The following is a 23,534-nucleotide window of genomic DNA, read 5'->3' as shown; positions in this document are numbered from 1 at the left end:
CGAGAGTTGCTATTGCAGCAGCCTCAACGTCGTCAGCGGCTGCGAATTGGCGATGGACAAGGCCGAGATCGTTAGGCTGCGCTGCGCTTCCACGGCCCTGAGGCGCGAGGAGGCGAGATTGAGGTCGCTGTCGACCATGCGTCCCACGCCGCGATCCTGGGTATCCTGCAGATCCTTGACGAAATCGTTCTGCATTTCGATGCGCTTGTTAAGCGCGCCGAGATTGGAGGAGGCGTCGATCATCGCTTCGAGCATATTGTCTGCCACCTCCATCATTTCGGTGATGTCGACATCCGTGGTCGCTTGGCTGACGGCGAATTCGGTATGGGCGTTAGGGTCATTGGTCCCGTTTAGCATGACCCAGTCCGTGCCGGCGCCGATCGCTGCGGCATAGCCCGGATTGGTCAGAATGCCGAGTTGACTGTCTTCATCGATCAAGTGATTGGTTCCGAGCGCGTTGGACATGGAATAGCGCAGGATCTTGACCTCCACCGAGCCATTGGAGGCGCGCTGGAAGGAGCCGACCAGCTCGCGGTCCTTGTCGTCGCTCGCGTCGTCGCGCACCAGCCAATTCTCGCCATTGAAGGAGGATTGCTCGGCGACGGTGCGCAATTGCGTCCGCAACTCCTGGATTTCGTCGTTGATCTTGTTGATTTCGGCGCCTGCCCCCAGCGCTGTGAGCAGTTTGTTGCGTATATCCCTGATGACGTCGATCGCCTGGTTGAGCCCGGTATAGGCGACATCGACGGCCGCAGCGCCAAAGGCGAGAGAATCCTCGGCAGCCGACAAGGCCTTGTTGTCGGATTTCATCTGGGTCGCGATGGACCAGTATGCGGCGTTGTCGCTCGCATCCTTGACCCGATAGCCCGTCGCGACCTCCTGTTGCGCGTTGAGCACCTGGGTGCCCTGCGCGCGCAGGATGTCGACAGCGGCAATCGCGCTGGCGTTGGTGTTGATACTTGTCACGGCAACTTCCGAACTCAATACATGGACGATACAAATGCCTGGCCACGTTCCTCGAACACACTCGAACTCGTCATGAACTCGTGAAGAACTATGGCAAACCAACCGTAAACGCCTATGCTTAACGCCGGGTTTACGGGCGCTCTCCATGAAGCGCCCTGTTGCCGATGGACCCCTCAGGCGAGGTCGAGAAAGGCGTCGACGAAATCGTCAAGCAGCCGCCAGTCAGTGAATTCCACGTCGCCGCGATCGGTGGGAGCGCCTTCGGCCTCGGCGATGCGGCGCATCATCCAGCGCTTGAAGAAATCATATTCGGTGAAGCGCAGAGCGCCGGCCGCGTTGTGAACCGCTTTGGGCCGCCAGCCTGTTTCGGCCTTGAGCGCTTCGGGGAAATTGGCCGCCGCCGCGCGCTCGTCGTCATGCTCGCTATCAATCGACAGCGTCACCGATACGAAAGCCGAGGGCAGGGCGTTGAGCCAGTCCTTCTCGCGATGGACGAAATCGACGAAAGGCGTCGGATAGCGCGCCGCATGGATGGGTGCGGCAAGAATCACGGCGTCGGGCTTCTCCAGCCCGAATTCCTGGGCGGCGTTGACATTCATCAACGCGGCGGCATGGCCCTTTTCCTCGGCATGCGCGGCGATGCGTTCGGCGATCTTGCGGGTCTGCCCCTCGATCGTGGCGTAGATGATCATCAGTTTCATGGCGCGTCCTCCGTTTGAGGCAGACTGCGCTCGTCACGCGGCGCGCGCTTTGTGCAGGATCAAGCAGGCGTCGGCGCGGCGCTATTTTCCTTCAAGGCGCGCAGTTGAATGGCGATGTCCTCAGGAGGGAGGCTCAGCCCCGACAGGCAGAGGTCGACGCTTCGCATCTTGCCGGGTTGACCAGACGCAGCATAGCGAAGGCGGAGATAGGTGATCATCATCTCCCGACGGACGGTGAATTCCCTGACGTCGCGCCATTCAATCCGGTTCGCGCCGCCCCGGTAAGAGATCCCCGCGATATCGGCGACCAATGCTGGTTTTGACGGGGTCAGCAGGCGACGAAGGATATAGAGAATGCCCACAGCCGTGAACATCAAAAGCAGGAGGGAGGCGATGGGCGTCGCGCCCAGCCGGAGCGATTGGAGCGCCTGCGCGCCGATCACCGTAAACCCTCCCAAGAGCAGCAACAGCCAGACGATCAGCAGTCCGGGTCGATAAAAGAGCTCGAGAGATTTGGTCATGGCGGGGATATCCGGTTGGTCTGCTGTGATAGCAGCCAAACTTTTCCGATCGGTTTCCAGAATGGCCATTGAAGCATGCGCAAAATCTGTGGGGAAGATCGATTTGATTGCCCGCCGGTCAGAATCGTTGCTAGGAGAGGGATTGGCGGACGACGAGGATTGGCATGACGGCAGGCATCGACATGGGAACCGGCGTGGGCGGCACGCGCGCGACGCTCGACCTTGAGGAATTGCTGGCGACCCGCCTTCTGGTTCAGGGCAATTCCGGTTCAGGAAAATCGCATCTTCTGCGCCGACTGCTCGAACAATCGGCCGGCTGGGTGCAGCAGGTCATCATCGATCCCGAAGGCGATTTCGTCACCCTCGGCGACCGCTACGGCCATGTCGCCATCGAGGGCGACCGCACTGAGGCCGAACTGCTCGGCATTGCCGCCCGCGTGCGCCAGCATCGCGTTTCCTGCGTCCTCTCTCTCGAAGGTCTAGACGCCGAAGACCAGATGCGCAACGCCGCCATCTTCCTGAACGGCATGTTCGACGCCGATCGCGACTTTTGGTATCCGGTGCTGGTCGTGGTCGACGAAGCCCAGCTTTTCGCCCCCGCCGCCGCCGGCGAAGTCAATGACGAGGTTCGTCGCCTGTCGCTCGGCGCCATGACCAATCTGATGTGCCGCGGCCGCAAGCGCGGACTGGCCGGCGTCATAGCCACCCAGCGCCTGGCGAAACTCGCCAAGAACGTCGCTGCCGAAGCCTCCAACTTCCTGATGGGCCGCACCTTTCTCGACATCGACATGGCCCGCGCCTCCGATCTTCTCGGGCTTGAACGCCGTCAGGCGGAAATGTTCCGCGACCTGCCGCGCGGCAATTTCGTGGCGCTCGGCCCTGCGCTCAGCCGCAAGCCGTTGAAGGTCGAGATTGGCAAGGTAGAGACGTCAGCGCGCTCCTCCAGCCCCAAGCTGATGCCGCTGCCCGAAGCCAATGTCGACGCCGCCGATCTTATCCTGACGCCCGATCCGCAGGAATTGACGCGGCCGATCCCGCGCTATGTGCAGCCGGCGCCGCGGCCGTCGACCGATATTCTCGCCGAACTCTCCAAGGCGCGCGACATTGAGCCGGTGGAGATGCGCGAGGCGAGGCCAAAGCGCGTCGAGCTCACCGAGGAAGAGCGCGAGCAACTGGTGCAGGCGGCGCTCGAGGATGTGCTGAGCCAGGGCGATTCCGCCTTCCGGCCCGACGCCGAATTGTTTCAGGAATTCCTCGTCCGCTGCCGCATCCGGCGCCTGACCGGCGCCACTGTGGCGCTGCCGGAATTCCGCCAAAGGCTGGCGATCATTCGCTCCGGCGTCGACGAGGAGACCCGCTCCAGCGAAACCTGGACCAAGGCGCTTGATCTTTCGCGCAACGTGACCGACGATCTGAAGGCGGTGTTCCTGCTGATCGCCAACGCCGCCATCACCGGCCAGCCCTGTCCGTCCGATCAGGCGATCGCGCGCGCCTATGGCACCCATTCCGCCCGCCGCGCCCGCCGACTTCTCTCTTACTTCGAGGAACAGGGCCTGATCGTGTTGCATCAGGACCGTCTGGGCGCCCGCATCGCCGCCTTCCCGGATCTCGACGCTGAGACGGCGCCGGGCAATGCTGATCACCTTGAGACGGACAGCCGTTCGGCGGCGGAGTAGGGCGCTCTAGGTTGCACATCGCGCCTGTAGTTTGCTGGCGCGGCCGAGCCGGGCAAGCGTCAGGCTGACGCCTGCAACTTGGAGCGCAATCCCCGCAGCTTCCAATGTTGTTGGAAAACGGCTTTCCCACACAAAACCGTAGAGAAGCCCGAAGATCGTTTCGGCGACAATCAGTTGCGCGGCGAAGGTGAGCGGCAAGCGCGTTGACGCGATGGCCCAGAACCAGGTCGCAAGCCATGAACCTGCCAGTCCCATAACGAGCGCCCAGACGAGAAGGGGCGCCGGGTCTGCCCCTGAAATGAGCTGCGGCGCAAACAAGGACGACATCGGCACAAAGGCAAGCGCTCCAAGGCCTGCCCCAAGCCCCTGCAGGCCGGTCCAGACGAGAATGTCCGGCGGCGCCGGGCCCCTCAGAATGCGCGAGTTCACCAGTCCGTATGCGACCCAGATCGCCAGGGATAACAGGGCCCAAGCCAATCCTGCGCCGGATGTCGTGGAGTCCTCCGACGCAACGTGAGATGTGATGTCGGCGTTGACGACGACAATTCCCAACGCGATTAGCGCCAGAGGCAAGGCGAGATGTGTCCACGCGATGGATCTTTCACCCGCATTGCCGATTAGAGCCAGGATCACTGGCATCGTTCCGATAATCAGCGGCGGCAGCGTGGCGCCCGCGCTTTTCACAGCAAAAGACGCGCTCAGGAAATATCCGATATAGCCCACTCCGCCGAGACAGAGGCCTATCGCCTTCTGGGCAAAACTAAGACCTTGTGGCCGAAATCTCGGCGAAGCCAGCAGGAGCCCGGAGGCTGCGCCAAACACCAGATAGCGGGCTATGGTAAGGTCCCACACGGTAAATGGCTCGACCGCGCGGGGCGCGATGAATGTCAGCCCCCAAAGGGCGCAGGTGGCGAGACCCGCGAGCACGCCAAGCAACATGAATGTCTCCTTTCAATCGAGCCGATATTATGAAAGGAGATTTTGGTGAATTATATCGATGATCGAAGGATGAGTTGCGGAATCGTCGAATAGGATGAGGGGAAGCCGCTAAAATGCCTACGAATGAAAGTTTTCGGCCGGATGATGTCGATCGGAGGATCATCGACCTATTGGATCGGGAGGGACGGCTTCCCATGAGCGAACTTGCGCGCGCGGTGGGCATGTCGGCGCCGAGTGTTGCCGAACGGGTCCGTCACCTGCAGGAGAGCGGGGTCATCCGGAATTTCACCATTGACGTGGATGCGCGCGCGCTCGGCTATCAGATCCAGGCGCTGGTGCGCATCCGGCCTCTGCCGGGAAAGCTGCATCTGGTCGAAAGACTCATCCAGGAGGAACCGCATTTCATCGAATGCGACAAGGTCACAGGCGACGATCCGTTTCTGGCGCGTCTGGTGGTGCGGTCGGTCGAGGAGCTCGATGACGTGTTGGAAGGCTTATCTGATCATGCCGTTACCAGCACGGCCGTTGTAAAGGGAAAGTCCATAAGAAAAAGGCTGCCGCCATTATAGCGACAGCCTGATCAGTTTGGTGTGAAACCGTTCCGTTACGCCTTATGCGTCTCTTCGTTGCGCGTCGCCCAGAGCGAGCCGAGAATGCCGGCGGCGAGGATGGCGACGGTGACGCCCAGCAACATGGCCGGCGGCCGGCGCGAGATCTACTCAAGTATCCGTTGCGCGAGCGGCTGAAAATAGACGCTCGCAATCATGCTCAGTCCGAACAAAAATCCGGCAAGCAACCGTCTTCTCCACGAAGGTCTCTCTTCGCGCCCCTGGTCGGAATGCGCTGAAGCGGTCGGTATTTCCCGAAATTCCGACAGCGATGCAACTGGGGTTTTGCCTGTTTCCTGCATGTGATCGCGTTTGCTTTCCTCCTGCCCTCTTCGGTCTGGTTTGCGTCGTGCTGAATGTTGGTCCACAATAGCTTCCTCCCGACCTGAGATGCGGGTGTGTATGCTATGCCCGCGACTGGCAAAATGTCTTGACGGGCGGGCATTTCGACTTCCGCCAAGGGCGGAAGATGTTTGCTGACGAGACTTCTGGAAGGCTTCGGAGCACCGCAAGACAGGCTTGCCGCCCTCACGGGGCAGGATCGAGCCCCATTTTTCGGTAGAGCCAAAGCATAAGCCATAGTACGATCAGCCATCCGAGCACGGCGTCGGACAGGAAATGGGCGCCAAAAGCGACACGGTTCAGAGCGACGATTATCGACAGCGGAACCAACGGCGCTGCGACGACCATTCGGTAGGGGCGGGACACGAACACCAGGATAGCGAGAAATGCGGCTGCCGATGCTGCTTCCCCGGACAGGAACGAACAATTGCGCTCGCACACCGATGCGAATTGCCATGCCGGCGTAAACTCCAAGGTCCCGCCAAACTCAATCACATCTCGAGGTCTGGCCCGGGAGAAGAAGTTCTTGAACACCTGAACCGTGATCGCCGATCCCAGAACATAGCTCAATACGACGAACAAGGCGCGTCTTGTCATCGAACGAAGGGAACTATGAAGTGGTCGCGCCGCGAGCAGGACGATCATGATGGGCAATACAATGTAGGGAAGCATGCGGTTAGCGTCGCGGATCCACAGCAGTAGTGGATTTTCAGACAGATAAAACCGCGTTCCGAAGGTGGAGAACCTCGAAACGCCCATGTCGATTTGTGGAAACATGACGAACAGCATGCTGCAGAGCAGGATCACGATTCCCAGCGCAGCCAGCGGATTCAAGGAGACATAAACGCTCACAGGGTTCCAATGTCGGCGAACTGTTTCGTTGAGGCGCCGGATATAAGAAATCTTCTTGAATGACAGTTGACCGTCGTCCTTCGAGACCGAAGATGAATTTTGCACTGGGAACATCCGCTTAAAAAGGTCCTGGCCTTCACGAAATTTTGCCAGGGGCTGGATTGAAGAGGGCGCTTTCGAGGCCTCTTTTTCTGCCACGGCGTTGACAGGCGGAATGTTTGATTGTGTGAAGATTTGTTTCAGGCTGGCCGGAAAAGGCGAGATCTGAAACAAATCTTAATATTCGCGCGGGCCAAAGACCGGCGCCGTCGTGCTACGGAAATCGGAAAGTGTGATGCGGACGGTATAGGGAGCCAGGGCTTGTCGGAGGCTGCTCGAATTCTGATTGTCGAAGACGACGTGGTGATAGCCGCCATGCTGCGCGATAGTCTCAATGAAAGTGGAATGAACGCGGAGATCGCCCAGAACGGCGTTGCAATGGATGCGCGGATGCGGGGATCCGGTTTCGACCTCGTGATCCTCGATGTTATGTTGCCTGGCGAAAATGGGCTCAGTCTGTGTCGGCGTCTTCGGGCTACGACGGACATACCCATCCTTATGCTGACCGCCGCCGATGCGGAAATTGACAGGATCATCGGTCTCGAAATTGGTGCCGACGATTATGTCACGAAACCGTTCAGCTTGCGGGAGCTGATCGCGCGCATACGCGGTCTGCTGCGGCGCGCCGCCTTGCCTTCGTTAAGGGATATGCGGCCAAAGCAACTGCGTTTTGACGGGTGGTTCGTGGATCCCATTCGACGGCAGCTCTATGATCCGACCAACGCACGAGTCGGATTGACGACGCATGAGTTCGATATCCTGCTCGCCTTTTGCCGAAACCCGGGACGCGTTTTGACGCGCGAGGAGCTCCTGGGCGTCACCCATGCCGGTTTGGCCGGCCCGATCGAACGCAGCATCGATGTGCACATCAGTCGGTTGAGGCAGAAGATCGAGCAAGATTCACGCGACCCCGTTGTCATCAAAACTGTGCGGCTTGGCGGCTACGTGTTTACGGCGAATGTCGAGGAAGTATGAGGCTGAAGCGACTCCTGCCCGGCACCATAAGAGGCCAGATCACGCTGATCATTGTGATGGCGCTGCTCGTTGTCGGCATTGTCGGCAGAGCATTGGAGCAATGGGCCGGAGATGCTGCGCCGGACATAGAAGAAATCGCCACGCGCGTCGACATGGTGGCTGAACTGCTCAAAACGGCTTCACCGGGCGCACGCGAAACAATCCTCGCGTCATCGCGCGCCGCCGGCTGGCGTTTCTCGTTGGAACCCGTTTCGGTGAGCGAAAGCTTCACCGGGCCGCCGGAACTTGACGGCGCACTGAGCCTGATCATCGATTCGATCTTTCCAACCGACAACACTCCCCACCCGCCAGTGGGAGGTTGGCGCACTTTCTGGAGGGGCGAGAGAGTCATCGCAGCAAAGGTCGACAGCGCCACGCTCCTTATCCTTTCCGGCTTTCCAGATACAATCCTGAACAGTGCGGTCGTGAACGAGGCGCCCTACTACTCTGTCGCTATCTTGGTATTGATCGCGTTCTTTTTTCTATTCGCCATTCGGGTCATCACGGAACCAATCAAGCGGATATCAGAAGCCGCCACCCATTCGGACATCGCAAACAGCGCGGAGATTTTTGAAGAACGCGGACCTGCTGAAATCGTGGCGCTCGCTCATGCGCTAAACTTGATGCGAAGCCGGATACAGCTGATGGTCGGAACGAGGACGCGAATGCTGCGTGGCATCAGCCACGATCTTCGAACCCCGTTGACCCGGTTGCGGCTTCGCGCCGATCGAATGGAGGAAGGACCGGTGCGCGAGGGCCTGCTATCGGACATCATCCGCATTGACGGTCTCTTGAACGAAGTCCTGAAATATCTGAGGGACGATTACGCGTCTGAACCGATACAGCGCGCGGATGTTGCTAGCCTGCTGCAAACGACTTGCGCTGAGTTCACCGATGTCGGCTACCAAGTGCGGTTCGAGGGTCCCAATCGGATGATCATCGACTGCAAGCCACTGGCCATCATGCGCGCAGTCACCAACCTTTGCGACAACAGCGTCAAATTTGCGACTGAGGTTATTGTCTGTTTACGGGAATGCAAAACAGGCTGCGAGATAACGGTTATTGATAACGGACCGGGAATTCCTGAACATTTAAGAACACAGGTTTTCGAGCCCTTCTTCAAGGGAGATGATGCGCGAACGCAGGGGCAGGACGGGTTCGGGCTCGGCCTTTCGATTGTCGCCGATATTGTTCATGCCCATCACGGCGCCTTATCTCTGGCGAACAACGCGCCGAACGGCCTTGTTTTTAAGATCTTTATTCCAGGTCCAGTCGGTTGACCTGAGGCTGCTGCGCAAATGCTCTCGAAACACACGCAGCGCCCCCCCGTGACTGTCACCACCGAAACAAAAAAAGCCGCCGCTTTGCAGCGACGGCCTCAAAAGCTTCGATGTCCGCGCGTTACGCCTTATGCGTCTCTTCGTTGCGCGTAGCCCAGAGCGAGCCGAGGATGCCGGCCGCCAGGATGGCGACGGTGACGCTGAGTGAGACGGCGGGCGGGATCTTGGCGAGGCCGAACATGTCGGCGATGAAGATCTTGGAGCCGACGAACACCAGCACCGCAGCCAGGGCGTATTTCAGATAGGCGAAGCGGTGGATCAGGGCGGCAAGCGCGAAGTAGAGGGCGCGCAGGCCGAGGATCGCGAAGATGTTGGAGGTGTAGACGATATAGGGGTCGGTGGTGATCGCGAAGATTGCCGGGATCGAGTCGACGGCGAAGACGAGGTCGGCCAGTTCCACCATGATCAGCGCCAGGAAGAGCGGCGTGATCAGCGTCTTCAGCTTGCCGGTCTTGGCGTCGGTTTCGCGGATGATGAAGCGCTCGCCATGCAGTTTGTCGGACACCGGCAGATGCTTGCGCAGGAATTTCAGCACTGGATTATTGCCGATATCGTTTTCGTCATGACCCGACGAGAACAGCATCTTGATCCCGGTGATGACCAGGAAGGCCGCGAAGAGATAGAGCACCCAGTGGAAGTTCTCGACGATCGCCGCGCCCGCTGCGATCATGATGCCGCGCAGCACGATCACGCCGAGAATGCCCCACAGCAGCACGCGATGCTGATATTCACGGGGGATGGCGAAATAGGAGAAGATCATCGCGATGATGAAGATATTGTCCATCGCCAGCGATTTTTCGACCACGAAGCCGGTCAGATATTCAAGTGCGGGCTGTTCGCCGGATTGATACCAGATCCAGCCGCCAAAAGCGACGCCCATGCTGATATAGAAGGCGGACATCAGAAGGCTCTCGCGGATGCCGATCTCACGAGAGCCTTTATGCAGTACGCCCAGGTCGAGAATGAGAAGCCCGAGCACGACAACGATGAAGACAGCCCACATCCACAGGGGCTTGCCGAGAAAGTCGATAAGTAGAAGGTCCATAAGTCAACCTAAGCCGGACGCGGTTGGCTAGGAGGATCCGACATCACGCGCTGTCCGGAAAGCGCGTCAGAGGGGCCCGGCTCCCAATTGCGAATTGGCAAATGGGGCAAGTCGAGAAAGTTTTCAAGTCCCTTTGATTGACTTTTCCGGAATCCCCGTCTAGAAGCCGCTCAACTCCGGGCGGAAACGTCCGGGGTTTCGTTTTTGCTGACGTGAAATCGCGGCAAAAGTGAGAGCATGTCCCGTGGTTTCTCCGTCTCGCGGCGTGAGAAGCCTGTCGGAGGCCGTCGCAAATGGCGGTTTTCAGAGGAGGGCGTGTTTCCTTAACCATAAAGGCGGGTTCTCTCCGCCGGATAACAAGAAAGGAAATGCGATGAGCAAGCGCGCATCGTCTAAGTACAAAATTGACCGCCGTATGGGCGAGAACATCTGGGGCCGTCCGAAGTCCCCGGTGAACCGTCGCGAATACGGTCCTGGCCAGCACGGCCAGCGCCGCAAGGGCAAGCTTTCGGACTTCGGCGTTCAGCTGAAGGCCAAGCAGAAGCTCAAGGGCTATTACGGCGACATTTCCGAAAAGCAGTTCCGCGCCATCCATGACGAAGCTGCCCGTCGCAAGGGCGACACCCCGGAAAACCTCATCGGTCTTCTGGAATCGCGTCTGGACGCCATCGTCTACCGCGCCAAGTTCGTTCCGACCATCTTCGCTGCCCGTCAGTTCGTCAACCACGGCCACGTGACCGTGAACGGCGTCCGCGTCAACATCGGTTCCTACCGTTGCAAGGCCGGCGACGTGATCGAAGTGCGTGAGCGCTCCAAGCAGCTCGCCATCGTTCTCGAAGCCGTGTCTCTCGCCGAGCGCGACGTTCCGGATTACATCGAAGCCGATCACTCCAAGATGAAGGCGACCTTCGGTCGCGTTCCCGGCCTGGCCGACGTGCCGTATCCGGTCATCATGGAACCGCATCTGGTCATCGAATTCTACTCGCGCTAATTTCTGGCGGGACTGGATTTTTGGAAAGCCGCTCGCAAGGGCGGCTTTTCTGCTTTTGGGGATGTCGAGGAGACGTTGATCATGAGAAATCTGTTGTTCGGCGCAGCGTTTGCAGCGGTGGTCATCGCCGCAGGCCTCAGCCTGTTCGCCAGCATCCGCCTGCTCGGCGCCCAGAAACCCGAGCCGTCGGCCCAGCAGACGCAGCCGTCCACGCCGGCGCAATAAGCGAGGTTTGGCTTGACCCTCCGGCGCAATCCGTTATTGCCTCGGAGGACGATTTCAGGCGGGACCGGACCCATGCTCACCACCAATCCCGAGGCGCGAGACGAGGACGACGGCGCATTCGCCGGCGACGCCACGATGGAGGCGCTCTATCGGCATGCGCCGCAATCGGGCAACTTCAACAAGCTCCGCAAGCGCCTGCTGCGCAATGTCCGGCAGGCAATCGATGATTTCGGCATGCTGAACGACCAGAAGCGCTGGCTCGTTTGCCTTTCGGGCGGCAAGGATTCCTATGGTCTCCTGGCCCTGCTCCTGGAACTGCGCTGGCGCGGGCTCCTGCCGGTCGAGTTGATGGTCTGCAATCTCGATCAGGGCCAGCCGAATTTCCCCAAGCATATCCTGCCGGATTACCTGACGGGCCTCGGCGTGCCGCACCGGATCGAATATCGCGACACCTATTCGATCGTGAAGGAGAAGGTGCCTGAAGGCGCGACCTATTGCTCGCTCTGTTCGCGTCTTCGCCGCGGCAATCTCTACCGCATCGCCCGCGAAGAAGGCTGCGACGCCGTCATCCTCGGCCATCATCGCGAAGATATTCTCGAAACCTTCTTCATGAATTTCTTCCATGGCGGACGGCTGGCTGCCATGCCGCCGAAACTGATGAATGACGAGGGCGATCTGATGCTGATGCGTCCTCTGGCCTTCTGCGCCGAGGACGAGCTTGCCCGCTTCGCAACGGCCATGCAGTTCCCCATTATCCCCTGCGATCTCTGCGGCTCGCAGGATGGCTTGCAGCGCAACGCCATGAAGGCAATGCTCGCCGACATCGAAACCCGCATGCCCGGCCGCAAAGACACGATGTTGCGGGCGCTTGGCCATATCAATCCATCCCATCTCCTTGACCCGAAATTGTTCGATTTTGCAGGCCTGACCCGATGACCTCCTTTCGCGACCATGATCTCGACCTCATCCGCAATATTCTCATCGAAGCGGGCGAGGCGGAGATCATGCCGCGCTTCCGCGCGCTCGCAGATGGCGACGTCACCGAAAAGAAGTCCTCCATCGATCTCGTCACCGACGCGGATCTGCTGACTGAAAAGCGGGTGACAGAGGCTCTGCTGCAGATCTATCCCGACGCGCTCGTCGTCGGCGAGGAAGCCTGCGAGCAAAATCCTCGCCTGATCGACCGGCTTGTCGACGCTGATCTCGCTTTCGTCATCGATCCCGTCGACGGCACGTTCAATTTCTCTGCCGGACTGCCGGTGTTCGGCACGATCCTGGCTGTGGTTGAAAAGGGCGAGACGGTCGCCGGCCTGATCCATGACCCGGTCAATGGCGACACGCTGATCGCCGCCCGCGGCGCGGGCGCCTTCGTGCATAGCGGGGCAGGACGCAGGGTCGCAGCCAAAGTTATTGCGCCGCGTCCGCTCGACAGTATGGTCGGCACGATCTCCATCAACGACATCGACCGAGACAGGCGCCAGCGCATCGCCGGCAATCTAGCCAAGACCAAGATGGCCTTCGGCTACAATTGCTCTGCCTATGAATATTGGCTGGCCGCGACCGGCAAGGTCGATTTCATCGGTCATTTCAAGCTGATGCCCTGGGATCATCTCGCCGGCCTGCTGATCCATGCCGAAGCGGGCGGCTATAGCGCCCATCACGACGGCGAGCTTTTCCGAATCGGACAGCTGAGCGGCGGCATTCTCTCCGCGCCAGACCGTGACAGTTGGGAGATGATCGCCCGGGAGATTCTCTGTGCCGGTTGAACCGGGTTTCGCCAAAGGCGTTGAATCAGCATCTGAAGTCGCGGACTCAGTCTCTCAACCGTTTCTCCCAAGCCTCTGAAAGGAATCGAATTTATGGCCGTCGTTGACATCGAAGCGCTTGCAAATCTTCTCCGTGAAGCCGCGAAAGCCGAAATCATGCCCCGTTTCCGCAAGCTCGGCTCCGGAGACATCCGCATTAAGACCGAGGCGTCTGATCTCGTCACCGAAGGCGATGAAGCCGCCGAGCGTTTCATCAAGGCGCGGCTCGACAGCGTGCTGCCGGGCGCCTTGTTCGTGGGCGAGGAGAGTGTCGCGGCCGAACCCGCGTTGTTGGCGAAGCTGGCGGACGCCGATCTCGCGCTGGTGGTCGATCCGATCGACGGGACCTTCAACTTCGCCTCGGGCATTCCGCTGTTTGCGGTGATGGCCTCGGTGGTCTCCAAGGGCGAGACGGTCGCCGGCGTGATCTACGATCCCATGGGCGACGACTGGATCCTGGCGGAGAAGGGCTCAGGCGCCTATCAGGTCGCGCCGGACGGCATCCGGACAAAGCTGAAGGTGCGCGCGCGCGCGCCGCTTGCCGATATGTACGGCATGGCCTCCACGGGCTTTGTCGGGCCGGAGAAACGCGCTTTGTTGCTGGCCAACTTCGCCAAGGTCCGCTTCCTGATGAATTACCGTTGCGCCGGCCACGAATATCGCGCCTTCACAGGCGGGCATGTCCATTATCTCATGTACAATAAGCTGATGCCCTGGGACCATCTGGTTGGCGCGCTCATTTCGCAGGAAGCCGGCGCCTATGCCGCCCGTCTCGACGGTTCGCCCTATCTGCCAAGCCACACCGAAGGCGGCCTGGTGCTGACCACCGACAAGGACACCTGGGACGAGTTGAAGCGCGAGATCTTCGACATCTGATCCTTGGGGAGGATCGAGCGATTGAAGGCGGGGCGGCTCAGGCCGCTCCGCCATATTTTTTGCCGACGCCGAACAGTCGGCCTTTCTCGGCCACCAGCACCGCGGCGATGGCGCAAAGGCTGAGGCCGAAGAACCCTGCCGCGACGGGCACGACGCTGCCGTCATAGAGCGTTCCAATCACCGCGCCCAGCGCCGCGCCGCCCACCGTCTGCATGAAGCCGAAGACGGAGGAAGCGGTGCCGGCGACTGCGCCGAGCGGCTCCATCGACAGGGTGTTCATGTTCGAGCCGAGCAGGCCGAAAGTGAACATGATCACCGTGAACACCCCCAGAAAAGCCAAGAAGGGCAGGTGTCCGGCATAACCGAGCGCCAGCCAGATGCCGCTCATACCCATGAAGAACAAGAGCGCCGAATGAGCGACGCGGCGCATGCCAAGCGCGCCGACGATGCGCGAATTGGTGAATGACGACACCGCCATCATCGTCGCCACGAAACCGAAGGCGAGGGGAAATTTGTCGCCCAGGCCATAGATGTCGACATAGATGGGCTGGGCGGTGTTGATGAAGCCGAACAAGCCGCCAAGCACGAAGGTCGAGGCGATGCCGTAGAAGAAGGCGGAGCGGTTGGAAATCACCAGCCGGAAACCGTCGAAAATGACCGCTGGCTTCAACGGTCGGCGATTTTCCTCGGCGAGCGTCTCGTCCATACGGAGAAACGCCCACAGGCCGATCACGGCGGCGAGGCCGGACATGAACAGGAAGATCAGTTCCCAATGGCCGCTGAACAGCAACAACTGCCCGATAGACGGCGCGAAAACCGGAATGACCATGAACACCATGAAAATCAGTGACGACACTTCCGCCATCTGCCGTCCTTCAAAGCGATCGCGGACCACCGATTGCGCCACGACGCGGGTGCCGGCGGCGCCCAGCCCCTGAATGAAGCGAAGCGCGAGAAGCGTTTCGAAACTTGGTGCGACCACCGCGAGCGCTGCCGCGGCGACATAAACCACGAGACCCCACATCAGCGGCGCGCGACGGCCGAACCGATCCGAAATCGGACCGAAGAACAGTTGTGCAAAGCCGAAGCCGACCAGATAGGCCGTCAGCACGAATTGCCGGTGATTGTCCTCGACGATAGCGAGCGCATCCGCCATCGCCGGCAGCGCCGGCAACATGATGTCGATGGCGAGCGCGTTGAGCGCCATCAGCGCCGCCATCATGGCGATGAATTCTGGTTTTGAGATACTGGTTTTCGACGTCATCAAAAGTCTCTTGTTTATATCAGGCGGTTGGACCGATGGCGCGGAACAGACGCCCTTTCCGGGTCCAGAGAACGGCCAGGGTCGCGATTGCGCCGCCGAGGCCGAAAGCGAGTGCGAGCGGTGTCGGCGTGCCGTCATAAGCCTGTCCGACGAGACCGCCGCCAATCGAGCCCACTGTCATCGTGACAACGCCATAGAGGGAAGAGGCGACGCCGGCGATGTGGCCCTGCGGCTCAAGCGCCATGGCGTTGAAATTGCCCTGCAGCACGCCGAAGGTCATCATACAGACAGACAGGAGCAGGAAGCAGAGCCAGAAAGGCGGGATCGAGACCAGCGACAGCGCCGCCAGCGACAGGCCCGACGCGGTGAACAGCAGCAGCGCGCCATGAGCGACCATGCGGATGCCGAACAAACGCACCAGCCGCGCGCTGCCGAGCGCCGAGGCCGCGACGCCGATCGACGACGCGCCGAAAGCCAACGCGAAAAGTTCTCCCAGCCCATAGAGTTCGCCATACACCTGCTGCACAGAAACCACATAGGCGAACAGACCGACGAAAGTGGCCATGCTCGCCACCGCATAGCCGGCGGTGATGCGGTTGGTCGCGATCTGGCGCAGCGCGTCGAACAGATTGGCGATGGAAAGCGCTCGGCGCGCATCCGGTGACAGGGTCTCTTCCAGGCGCAAATAGGCCCATGCGAACAGGCCGAATCCCGCGATCGTGTTGAACACGAACACGCCGCGCCAGCCGCTGACATATTGGATCGCCTGGCCGATGCTGGGAGCGATGATCGGCACGATCATGAAGGTGGTGAAAACGAAGGTCAGCACCCGCCCCATCGCCTGCCCCGAAAAGCAGTCGCGGATGACAGCCATGACCACGACCTGCAGCGCCGCGGTGCCGACCCCTTGGACGACCCGCATGGAGAGGAGCATTTCGAAACTGGAGGAAAACATCGCGACGATGCTGCCCGCGAGATAGAGGGCCAGCCCGAAGATCAGGAAAGGACGCCGCCCATAGCGATCCGTCAGCAAGCCGAAAAACAGTTGCGACATCGAAAACGTCACGACATAGACGAGGATGACCAACTGACGGCTATTGGCGTCGGCGATGCCGAAAGTCTCGCCGATGGCGGGCAATGCCGGCAGCAAAATGTCGATCGACATGGCGGCTACGGCCGCCAGCGACGCCGCCAGGGCGATGAACTCCGCCATGCCCAGCTTGAGCCTGTGGCCGGGCGCAGTCGACGCCTCCGGCATGATGACGTCATGCATAGTGTAACCTCGGAAATGAATGAGTAGGCGCGCAAGAAAACGCCGGAACAGCAATGCGCGAAGACTTAAAAAGTTACGGGCCGGAAAATCCGGCCCGCGTGGAAAACCTGTCTGGCTGGATCAGGCCGCTTGGCCCTTGTGCGGAATGCCGCTGTCGGTGAACAACTGCTGCAATTCGCCAGCCTGGAACATTTCGGTGATGATGTCGCAACCGCCGACGAACTCGCCCTTCACATAGAGCTGCGGGATGGTCGGCCAGTTCGAATAATCCTTGATGCCCTGGCGCAGATCGGCGTCGGCCAGCACATTGTGGCCCTTGTAGTTGACGCCGACATAGTCGAGAATCTGGACCACGCGGCCCGAGAAACCACACTGCGGAAAATCGGGCGTGCCCTTCATGAAGACAACGACGTCGTTGCTCTTCACTTCATTGTCGATGAAATCGTTGATGCCGCTCATGAAATTATCCTCTTTGACATGCCGGGTTCAAGGTCCGACCGCTTTTGTCTATCTATAGTCAACCGGCAGCCATTTTTAAAGAAGCGGCAGGTTTTTTTTCAGCGCATATCGACAGGGAGGAAAGACTTGATGGCGACCTGGCGACCGGTCCAAAACATTCGGGTGATCGTCATAGGCATTCTTCGGCAGGGGAACCGCATTTTTGCGGCCGAAGTGAAAGCCGACAATGGCCTCGTCGTCGGCGTTCGCCCACTCGGAGGCGGCATTGAATTCGGAGAAACGCGAGAAGAGGCCCTGCGCCGCGAGTTCCGCGAAGAACTGGGCGTCGACATCGAAATCCTTGGTCCGTGGAATGTGATGGAAAACCTCTATACGCATGAAGGGCAGGCCGGACATGAGATCGTCTTTTTCGCCGATATCGCGATCACCGACGCGGATAACGTCGCCAAAGACCGGATTGTCTTCTTTGAGCACGAAGGCTCGGAGCAGACAGCGGGCTGGTTCGATCTCGATGAGCTCGAACAATCAGCCATCGCTCTCTATCCGATCGGTCTTTCCTGCTTTCTGCGCGGCTGACAGGACGGCGCTTATTGCGTCGCCGCGCATTTGCGCTCGCCGGCCTTTTGTATAGTTCCCGTCTCGACGTTCAACGTCTTGAGCGCAACGATCGTCGATCCCATGCCATTCGCTTCGTTTTCCGCGAAGGTGGGGCAAGTCTTGGCGGTGGCCTTGACGGTTGTGCGCTCCCAGTAGGAGAGCGTCTTGCCCTTCAGCTCATATTCGTCGGCAGGCGCGTCGAGAATCGCTTCACCGGAGCTGAGATCATAGACAACCAGATCGCCTTGCGGGCCGGTTGAGCGCGTCAGCACCAGCGTCGAGCCCGACAATTCGCCGAACCAGAGCGGATCGCCTTCGCCGCCGATCACGTAGTCAGCGGCGGACTCGTCGAAGGCGCATTCCGACGGCGCGGCCTGGCCGGAGAGTTTGGTCACGGCGAAGCGGGCGCCTGGTTCTTCATCGAAGGCCTGTTCGGCCACGTGATAGGCTTTGCTGGTGTGGCATTGCGTTTCGGCCATGCTGACGGAAGCGAGCGACACGCAGCCGCACGTAAAGAGAAGCAATATTGGATTGAACATGGAAGAGCCCTGTTAGGATCGACGCTTGGTTTTGGAGCGCGCAGCGCTCGTTCGGCGCTTGCTGACTTGTTTTTTCGCGACGGTTCTTGCGCCGTCGTCGCGGGCGTTGCGCCCCACCGAGCCGGAGCCCGAGCCGGATTTTTCCGCGACTCGTTTCGTCCTACGGCTCGACGTCGAGGCGGTCGTGCTGCGGGTCTTGCGTCGGGTCCGTTTTGTGGGGCTCGGCTTCAGGCCGCTTTTCTTGAGGATTTCGGACACCGCGCTTTTGACGATGCCCGAGATGACGGCGTCCATGACATTCGACATGGCCGCCTCCTTCAATCCGGAGCCGATGTCTGCAATGCGAGCGCGTGCAAGACGCCGCCCATTTTGCCCTGCAGGGCGTCATAGACCATTTTGTGCTGCTGCACCCGGCTCTTGCCGCGGAAGGCTTCCGACACGACCTCAGCGGCGTAGTGATCGCCATCGCCGGCGAGATCCCGGATCACGACGCGCGCGCCGGGAATGCCCTCTTTGATCATGTCTTCGATGTCGCCGGGATTCATGGCCATGGTCAGTCTCCTGCTTACTCGGCGGCCTCTTTGCGGCCATCCATGAAAGCAGGGAACCATGATTCATGCGCCTTTTGCAATTCTTCAATTGCTATGGGTCTTGCGGCGCCCAATGTCACGGTCGCGCCGCCGGTCACGCCGATGAAGGGCGCGAAGACGCCGCGCGTCTCGGCCATTTCCCGCACGGAACTCAGGTCGTCGCGCGACACGGTCACCACATAGCGGCCCTGATCCTCGCCGAAGAACACCGGAATGGGGTTGGCGCCGTCAACCGCGTTGATCGTTGCGCCGATGCCGGACGCCATCGACATCTCGGCGATCGCCAGCGCCAGACCGCCCGAGGAGCAATCATGCACTGCAGTCGCGGTGCGGTCGCGGATCAGTTCGCGGACGAAATCGCCGACCTTGCGCTCATGGGCGAGATCGACCGCCGGCGGCGGGCCGTCTGTGCGGCCATGAATGTCGCGCATATAGACCGACTGGGCGAGATGCGTTCCCCAAGAGGCCGGTGCGCCGATCAGCAGAATGCATTCGTTTTCTTCCGAAAAGGCGATCCGCGCCATCGCCGTCCAGTCATGGATCAGGCCCACGCCGCCGATGGTCGGCGTCGGCATGATCGCCTGACCATTCGTCTCGTTGTAGAGCGACACATTGCCCGACACGATGGGGAAATCGAGCGCCGTGCAGGCCTCGCCGATGCCCTTGATTGCGTGCACCAACTGGCTCATGATCTCCGGCTTTTCTGGATTGCCGAAGTTGAGATTGTCGGTGGCGGCCAGAGGCAAAGCGCCGGTGGCGGTGATGTTGCGCCAGCATTCGGCCACCGCCTGCTTGCCGCCTTCAAACGCATCAGCCTCGACATAGCGCGGCGTGACGTCGGACGAGAAAGCGAGCGCCTTGGTCTTGTGGCCTTCGACGCGCACGACGCCGGCGTCGCCGCCCGGAAGCTGCAGCGAATTGCCCTGGATGAGCGTGTCATACTGTTCCCACACCCAGCGGCGCGAGGAGTTATTGGCCGAGCCTGCGAGTTTGACCAGCGCGTCGGCGATGTCCGCCTGCGGCACGTCATTTGCGGCCAGCGGCGCAGGCTTGACGGCCGGCGTCCAGGGACGGTCATATTCCGGCGCCTGATCGCCGAGATCCTTGATCGGCAGATTGGCGACTTCGACGCCCTGATGCTTGACGCGGAAGCGCAGATCGTCGGTCGTCTTGCCGACGATGGCGAAATCGAGACCCCATTTGACGAAGATCGCCTTGGCGACCTCTTCCTTGGAGGGTTCGAGCACCATGAGCATGCGCTCCTGGCTTTCCGACAGCATCATTTCATAAGCTGTCATATTGACCTCGCGCACCGGTACGGTGTCGAGATCAAGCTCGATGCCGAGATCGCCCTTGGCGCCCATTTCCACCGCCGAGCAGGTGAGGCCGGCAGCGCCCATATCCTGAATGGCGATGACGGCGCCGGTCTGCATGAGTTCGAGGCAGGCTTCCAGAAGGCACTTTTCGGTGAAGGGGTCGCCGACTTGCACGGTCGGGCGCTTCTCCTCGATCGACTCGTCGAATTCGGCTGACGCCATGGTCGCGCCGCCGACGCCGTCACGGCCGGTCTTGGCGCCGAGATAGACGACGGGCAGGCCCACGCCCTTGGCTTCCGACAGGAAGATGGCGTTGGACTTGGCAAGACCTGCGGCAAAAGCGTTGACGAGGATATTGCCGTTATAGCGCGCATCGAACTCGACTTCGCCGCCCACGGTGGGGACGCCGAAGGAATTGCCATAGCCGCCAACGCCGGCGACGACGCCCGCCACCAGATGCCGCGTCTTCGGATGATCTGGCGCGCCGAAGCGCAGCGCGTTCATCGCCGCCACCGGACGCGCGCCCATGGTGAAGACATCGCGCAGGATGCCGCCGACGCCGGTCGCAGCGCCCTGATACGGCTCGATATAGGAGGGGTGATTGTGGCTCTCCATCTTGAAGACCACCACGTCGCCGTCATCGATATCGACCACGCCGGCGTTTTCGCCCGGGCCTTGGATGACGCGCGGCCCTTTGGTCGGCAGCGTCTTCAGCCACTTCTTGGAGGATTTGTAGGAGCAATGCTCGTTCCACATCGCCGAGAAAATGCCGAGTTCGGTGAAGCTTGGTTCGCGGCCGATGAGATCGAGAATGCGCTGATATTCGTCGGGCTTCAGGCCATGGCTGGCGATCAGGTCCGGGGTGATCGGGCGGTCATTGGAAACGGTCATCGGGCTCTCAAGAACAGTTGGAGGGCGGCGTTTGCCTGCCTATAGCCGATGGGGGCCGTTGATGCGACTGGAAAATGCGGGATCAACAGGCGCAAATCGTCAGCAAATCGCCTCCAAGCGGCTGCCGCCGTATCACTGTGACGCCGATTATGGACGATCTGTAACCTGGCCTCACGGAACCGCGACGGGGCCAACGCGTTTTACCGATGTCACAAGCAAACAAAAGGAGCTTCGACATGGGTTCTGTAGCAGACAAGGTCAAAGGCGCCGCCAATGAAGCTGTTGGTAAGGGCAAGCAGGCAGTCGGCCGCGCCACCGACAATCGCCGGCTGGAAGGCGAGGGCGCAGCCCAGGAACTGAAGGGCAAGACCCAGAAGACCGTGGGCGAGGCCAAGGACGCCGTCAAAAATGGCGTAGACCGGCTCTAGCCTTTGTGGAGCTTCGATTTCGAAAGCCGTCGGCGTCCGCGCTGGCGGCTTTTTTCGTTAAATGATCGCATTTTCGCCAGATGGCGTCTGGTCCAGGATGCGACTGATTCTTTTTAGCCCGTCGAGAGAAATCGCCCGGTCGCGGCCTTCGCTGAAGCCGATCCGCACATGGTGGAAAACCCGGTCCGACCGCGCCGCTTTGAACTCGTCTTCGTCGTCGATCAGGACATCCTGATCAAGCGCCGCCTGCTTGAAAGTGCCCGACAGCCAGGGCTCCGGGAGTTTCAGCCAGAGGAAGGGCAGGCGGGGATGCGAGCGAAACTCCCGGCCTGCCAGCAGTGTTCTGGCCGCCTGTTCCCGGGTCGCGAGTTCGTCGAGAACGCGGGTCCGGATTTCGTCAGCCGCGCCGGACAGCACCAGCCGCGCCGACAGTTCAGCGAGCAGGAACGGCAGGCCGCCGCTCACCAGTTTCTGTGTCAGGCGCACGCGTTGGGCCATATGCGGCGGGCAGGCGACCCAGGCGCCGCGCACGCCGGCCGCCACGCTTTTCGACAGGCCGTTCAGGATGAAGGTTCGGTCGGGAGCGAGCTCAGCCAGCGTCGGGACGCCGTCGGCGATCATGCCGCCATAGAGATAATCCTCGATCAGCCAGACATTATGTCGCCGGGCGATCTCGACGATGTCCTTGCGCCGCGACAGCGGCAGGCACGAGGTGGTCGGATTCTGTCCCGACGACATGATGAAAGCGGCTTTCGGATGTTCGCGGGCGCAGACGCGCTCGAAATCCTCCGGCAGCACGCCATGCTCGTCCATATCCGCCAATACGACGCGGCGGCCCATCAGGGTCGCGCTGCGGGCCACCTGCGAGTAAGTCAGATGTTCGCAGAGCAGACGGTCGCCCGGCGCCGTGACCGCGGCCATGACCGCGTTGACGCCAGCGTGAACGCCAAGCTGCGGCAGGATGTTTTCGGGCTCCGGGGCCCAATTGCCTTGTGTGAGCCAGCGCCGTCCCGCCTCAGCCCAATCCGGCGAAATGGTCCGCGTATAGCTCGAAATCTCGCTCGGATGCTCTGTCGCGATCTCCATCATCGCCCGGCCGATGATCTCCGCCTGACCGACATCCACCGCCGCCGTCGTGTCGAAGCGCAGCTTGCCAGACGGCGGCACGAGCGCGCGGGTGCCGCCGAGCGCTGACGTTACCGGATCGGCGGCGGGCGTCAAATCGCGCCGTCCGCCCTGCACATAGGTGCCGCGGCCGACTTCGCCGGAGACCAGGCCCCGTTCTTTCAGCAGAGCATAGGCCCGCGTAATTGTCCCGATTGTGACCTTCAGGTCAAAAGCAAGATCCCGATGCGGCGGCAACTTGGCTCCATCCACGAGAGTTCCGGTTTTGATTGCCGCTTCTGTCGCATCCGCGATGCGCATGTAGAGCGGCCCTGTGCCTGTTGTGAGATCTGGAAGCCAATGTGTCATGGTGACAATTATCTATATTGTCTCAAATAAACGGTCAAGGCATAGAGGTGTATAGAGACAATGTTGCCGTATTTGGGCTGATTATGATGACAATAGAGACAATTTCACCGGCTGATGCCGCCGATCTTTCGTTGGTTCGTCGCGCCTTGAGCTTTTTGCGGAACATGCGCCGCAATCGCAGGACCCGCCTTCATCTCGCAGACCTCTCGGATGCGGCGCTGGAGGATATCGGGCTCAGTCGACGCGAGGCCGAGGCTGAAGCGCGGCGCTGGATTTGGCCGTGATGTCGATCATGACAGCGGAGGCATTTCGCCCCCACAACATTCTCGCCCGAGGACGAGGTTTTAGAGCGTGTCTCAGCTTATCCGCCTCATTCTGTTGGTCCAAACCGGGATGATCCGCAAGGAGAAGGGCGCAGGTCGTAGCTGATGCTACGGCCAAGCTCTTCGACGACGCGGGCGCCCGGTTTCGACCAACCCTTCGGGCCGGATGAATTTCGGCCACTATCTTCGGCTTTTGGCTCTGCCGTACATCTGGGTACGCCCTCGCCAAAAGCCTTGATCCTGACCGAAATTGATCCGGCAGAATGAGGCGGATAAGCTGAGATACGCTTGTCTTATGATTTTCGTGCTTCTTGGTGAGATAAAGAAGCGCCGGAGAGGACGGCCATCCTCTTCCGGCGATGGGGGACGGATCGCGAATAC

General features: G+C 60.4%; 25 protein-coding genes. 11 read left to right on the top strand and 14 right to left on the bottom strand.

Annotation, left to right across the window (positions count from 1 at the left end; all coding sequences use genetic code 11):
- Positions 1 to 9: 9 nt before the first annotated feature.
- The 3 genes from M2360_RS10235 to M2360_RS10225 all read right to left on the bottom strand — a co-directional run bounded on the left by M2360_RS10235 (position 10) and on the right by M2360_RS10225 (position 2,188).
- Positions 10 to 966 (bottom strand): flagellin, encoded by a 957-nt coding sequence (locus M2360_RS10235; protein WP_280774990.1) that lies wholly within the window; start codon positions 964 to 966, stop codon positions 10 to 12.
- A 173-nt stretch (positions 967 to 1,139) separates the two neighbouring features.
- Positions 1,140 to 1,667 carry a flavodoxin domain-containing protein gene (locus M2360_RS10230; protein WP_280774988.1) on the bottom strand — a complete coding sequence of 176 codons (528 nt, stop codon included), beginning with the start codon at positions 1,665 to 1,667 and terminating at the stop codon, positions 1,140 to 1,142.
- A 59-nt stretch (positions 1,668 to 1,726) separates the two neighbouring features.
- Positions 1,727 to 2,188: a hypothetical protein gene (locus M2360_RS10225; protein WP_280774986.1), complete on the bottom strand. Its 462-nt coding sequence runs from the start codon at positions 2,186 to 2,188 to the stop codon at positions 1,727 to 1,729.
- Between the two features lie 164 nt (positions 2,189 to 2,352).
- Between M2360_RS10225 and M2360_RS10220 the strand changes: the two genes are divergently transcribed.
- Entirely contained in the window at positions 2,353 to 3,864 is a 1,512-nt protein-coding gene (locus M2360_RS10220) for an ATP-binding protein (RefSeq protein ID WP_280774984.1), read from the top strand.
- A 6-nt stretch (positions 3,865 to 3,870) separates the two neighbouring features.
- Here M2360_RS10220 and M2360_RS10215 read toward each other — a convergent pair whose 3' ends face one another.
- The gene (locus tag M2360_RS10215) at positions 3,871 to 4,803 is read right to left on the bottom strand and encodes a DMT family transporter (protein ID WP_280774982.1); all 933 of its coding nucleotides are present in this window, start codon (positions 4,801 to 4,803) and stop codon (positions 3,871 to 3,873) included.
- Positions 4,804 to 4,916: 113 nt separating this feature from the next.
- Between M2360_RS10215 and M2360_RS10210 the strand changes: the two genes are divergently transcribed.
- Complete coding sequence (locus M2360_RS10210; protein ID WP_280774980.1) at positions 4,917 to 5,372, top strand: Lrp/AsnC family transcriptional regulator; 456 nt, start codon at positions 4,917 to 4,919, stop codon at positions 5,370 to 5,372.
- 567 nt (positions 5,373 to 5,939) lie between these two features.
- Here the strand turns inward: M2360_RS10210 and M2360_RS10205 are convergent.
- Positions 5,940 to 6,878, bottom strand: coding sequence for a phosphatase PAP2 family protein (locus M2360_RS10205; RefSeq protein WP_280774978.1), 939 nt, complete (start codon positions 6,876 to 6,878; stop codon positions 5,940 to 5,942).
- 87 nt (positions 6,879 to 6,965) lie between these two features.
- Here M2360_RS10205 and M2360_RS10200 point away from each other — a divergent pair, with 87 nt between their 5' ends.
- Both M2360_RS10200 and M2360_RS10195 read left to right on the top strand, forming a co-directional pair.
- Complete coding sequence (locus M2360_RS10200; protein ID WP_280774976.1) at positions 6,966 to 7,679, top strand: response regulator transcription factor; 714 nt, start codon at positions 6,966 to 6,968, stop codon at positions 7,677 to 7,679.
- A complete protein-coding gene (locus M2360_RS10195; protein WP_280774974.1) occupies positions 7,676 to 8,998 on the top strand; it encodes an ATP-binding protein in 1,323 nt (440 codons plus the stop codon). Before M2360_RS10200 ends, M2360_RS10195 begins: the two co-directional genes overlap by 4 nt.
- 121 nt (positions 8,999 to 9,119) lie before the next feature.
- Here the strand turns inward: M2360_RS10195 and M2360_RS10190 are convergent, their stop codons facing one another.
- Positions 9,120 to 10,103 carry a TerC family protein gene (locus M2360_RS10190; protein ID WP_280774972.1) on the bottom strand — a complete coding sequence of 328 codons (984 nt, stop codon included), beginning with the start codon at positions 10,101 to 10,103 and terminating at the stop codon, positions 9,120 to 9,122.
- Between the two features lie 373 nt (positions 10,104 to 10,476).
- Between M2360_RS10190 and rpsD the strand changes: the two genes are divergently transcribed.
- The 5 genes from rpsD to M2360_RS10165 all read left to right on the top strand — a co-directional run bounded on the left by rpsD (position 10,477) and on the right by M2360_RS10165 (position 14,000).
- Positions 10,477 to 11,094, top strand: coding sequence for a 30S ribosomal protein S4 (gene rpsD, locus M2360_RS10185; protein WP_280774970.1), 618 nt, complete (start codon positions 10,477 to 10,479; stop codon positions 11,092 to 11,094).
- Positions 11,095 to 11,175: 81 nt separating this feature from the next.
- Positions 11,176 to 11,319 carry a hypothetical protein gene (locus M2360_RS10180; protein WP_280774969.1) on the top strand — a complete coding sequence of 48 codons (144 nt, stop codon included), beginning with the start codon at positions 11,176 to 11,178 and terminating at the stop codon, positions 11,317 to 11,319.
- A gap of 135 nt (positions 11,320 to 11,454) precedes the next feature.
- Positions 11,455 to 12,255, top strand: coding sequence for a tRNA 2-thiocytidine(32) synthetase TtcA (gene ttcA, locus M2360_RS10175; protein ID WP_280775235.1), 801 nt, complete (start codon positions 11,455 to 11,457; stop codon positions 12,253 to 12,255).
- Positions 12,252 to 13,085 (top strand): inositol monophosphatase, encoded by an 834-nt coding sequence (locus tag M2360_RS10170; RefSeq protein ID WP_280774967.1) that lies wholly within the window; start codon positions 12,252 to 12,254, stop codon positions 13,083 to 13,085. The genes ttcA and M2360_RS10170 overlap by 4 nt, the downstream gene beginning before the upstream one ends.
- A 93-nt stretch (positions 13,086 to 13,178) precedes the next feature.
- Positions 13,179 to 14,000 (top strand): inositol monophosphatase family protein, encoded by an 822-nt coding sequence (locus tag M2360_RS10165; RefSeq protein ID WP_280774965.1) that lies wholly within the window; start codon positions 13,179 to 13,181, stop codon positions 13,998 to 14,000.
- Positions 14,001 to 14,037: 37 nt separating this feature from the next.
- On the opposite strand, the gene M2360_RS10160 is transcribed toward M2360_RS10165, so the two are convergent.
- The 3 genes from M2360_RS10160 to grxD form a co-directional block, all read right to left on the bottom strand.
- On the bottom strand, positions 14,038 to 15,264 hold the full coding sequence (locus M2360_RS10160; RefSeq protein WP_280774963.1) for a multidrug effflux MFS transporter: 1,227 nt from the start codon (positions 15,262 to 15,264) through the stop codon (positions 14,038 to 14,040).
- A 19-nt stretch (positions 15,265 to 15,283) separates the two neighbouring features.
- Positions 15,284 to 16,537, bottom strand: a complete 1,254-nt coding sequence (locus M2360_RS10155; protein WP_280774961.1) for a multidrug effflux MFS transporter — start codon at positions 16,535 to 16,537, stop codon at positions 15,284 to 15,286.
- A 120-nt stretch (positions 16,538 to 16,657) separates the two neighbouring features.
- Positions 16,658 to 16,996: a Grx4 family monothiol glutaredoxin gene (gene grxD / locus M2360_RS10150; protein WP_280774959.1), complete on the bottom strand. Its 339-nt coding sequence runs from the start codon at positions 16,994 to 16,996 to the stop codon at positions 16,658 to 16,660.
- 129 nt (positions 16,997 to 17,125) lie between these two features.
- Here grxD and M2360_RS10145 point away from each other — a divergent pair, with 129 nt between their 5' ends.
- Positions 17,126 to 17,572: an NUDIX domain-containing protein gene (locus M2360_RS10145; RefSeq protein WP_280774957.1), complete on the top strand. Its 447-nt coding sequence runs from the start codon at positions 17,126 to 17,128 to the stop codon at positions 17,570 to 17,572.
- Between the two features lie 11 nt (positions 17,573 to 17,583).
- Here M2360_RS10145 and M2360_RS10140 read toward each other — a convergent pair whose 3' ends face one another.
- The 4 genes from M2360_RS10140 to purL are packed head-to-tail and all read right to left on the bottom strand — an operon-like array spanning position 17,584 to position 20,929.
- On the bottom strand, positions 17,584 to 18,132 hold the full coding sequence (locus M2360_RS10140) for a hypothetical protein (RefSeq protein WP_280774955.1): 549 nt from the start codon (positions 18,130 to 18,132) through the stop codon (positions 17,584 to 17,586).
- Between the two features lie 12 nt (positions 18,133 to 18,144).
- Positions 18,145 to 18,426, bottom strand: a complete 282-nt coding sequence (locus M2360_RS10135; RefSeq protein WP_280774953.1) for a hypothetical protein — start codon at positions 18,424 to 18,426, stop codon at positions 18,145 to 18,147.
- Between the two features lie 23 nt (positions 18,427 to 18,449).
- Positions 18,450 to 18,683, bottom strand: a complete 234-nt coding sequence (locus tag M2360_RS10130; RefSeq protein WP_280774951.1) for a BolA family transcriptional regulator — start codon at positions 18,681 to 18,683, stop codon at positions 18,450 to 18,452.
- A 14-nt stretch (positions 18,684 to 18,697) separates the two neighbouring features.
- Positions 18,698 to 20,929, bottom strand: coding sequence for a phosphoribosylformylglycinamidine synthase subunit PurL (purL, locus tag M2360_RS10125; RefSeq protein WP_280774950.1), 2,232 nt, complete (start codon positions 20,927 to 20,929; stop codon positions 18,698 to 18,700).
- Between the two features lie 236 nt (positions 20,930 to 21,165).
- Between purL and M2360_RS10120 the strand changes: the two genes are divergently transcribed.
- The gene (locus M2360_RS10120) at positions 21,166 to 21,357 is read left to right on the top strand and encodes a CsbD family protein (protein WP_280774948.1); all 192 of its coding nucleotides are present in this window, start codon (positions 21,166 to 21,168) and stop codon (positions 21,355 to 21,357) included.
- A gap of 57 nt (positions 21,358 to 21,414) precedes the next feature.
- On the opposite strand, the gene M2360_RS10115 is transcribed toward M2360_RS10120, so the two are convergent.
- Positions 21,415 to 22,830, bottom strand: a complete 1,416-nt coding sequence (locus M2360_RS10115; protein WP_280774946.1) for a PLP-dependent aminotransferase family protein — start codon at positions 22,828 to 22,830, stop codon at positions 21,415 to 21,417.
- Positions 22,831 to 23,534: the final 704 nt, after the last annotated feature.

It is taken from the genome of Rhizobium sp. SG_E_25_P2 (genome assembly GCF_029892285.1).
Taxonomy (GTDB): Bacteria; Pseudomonadota; Alphaproteobacteria; order Rhizobiales; family Rhizobiaceae; genus Rhizobium_E.
This window is presented reverse-complemented; position numbering and strand designations above follow the sequence as displayed.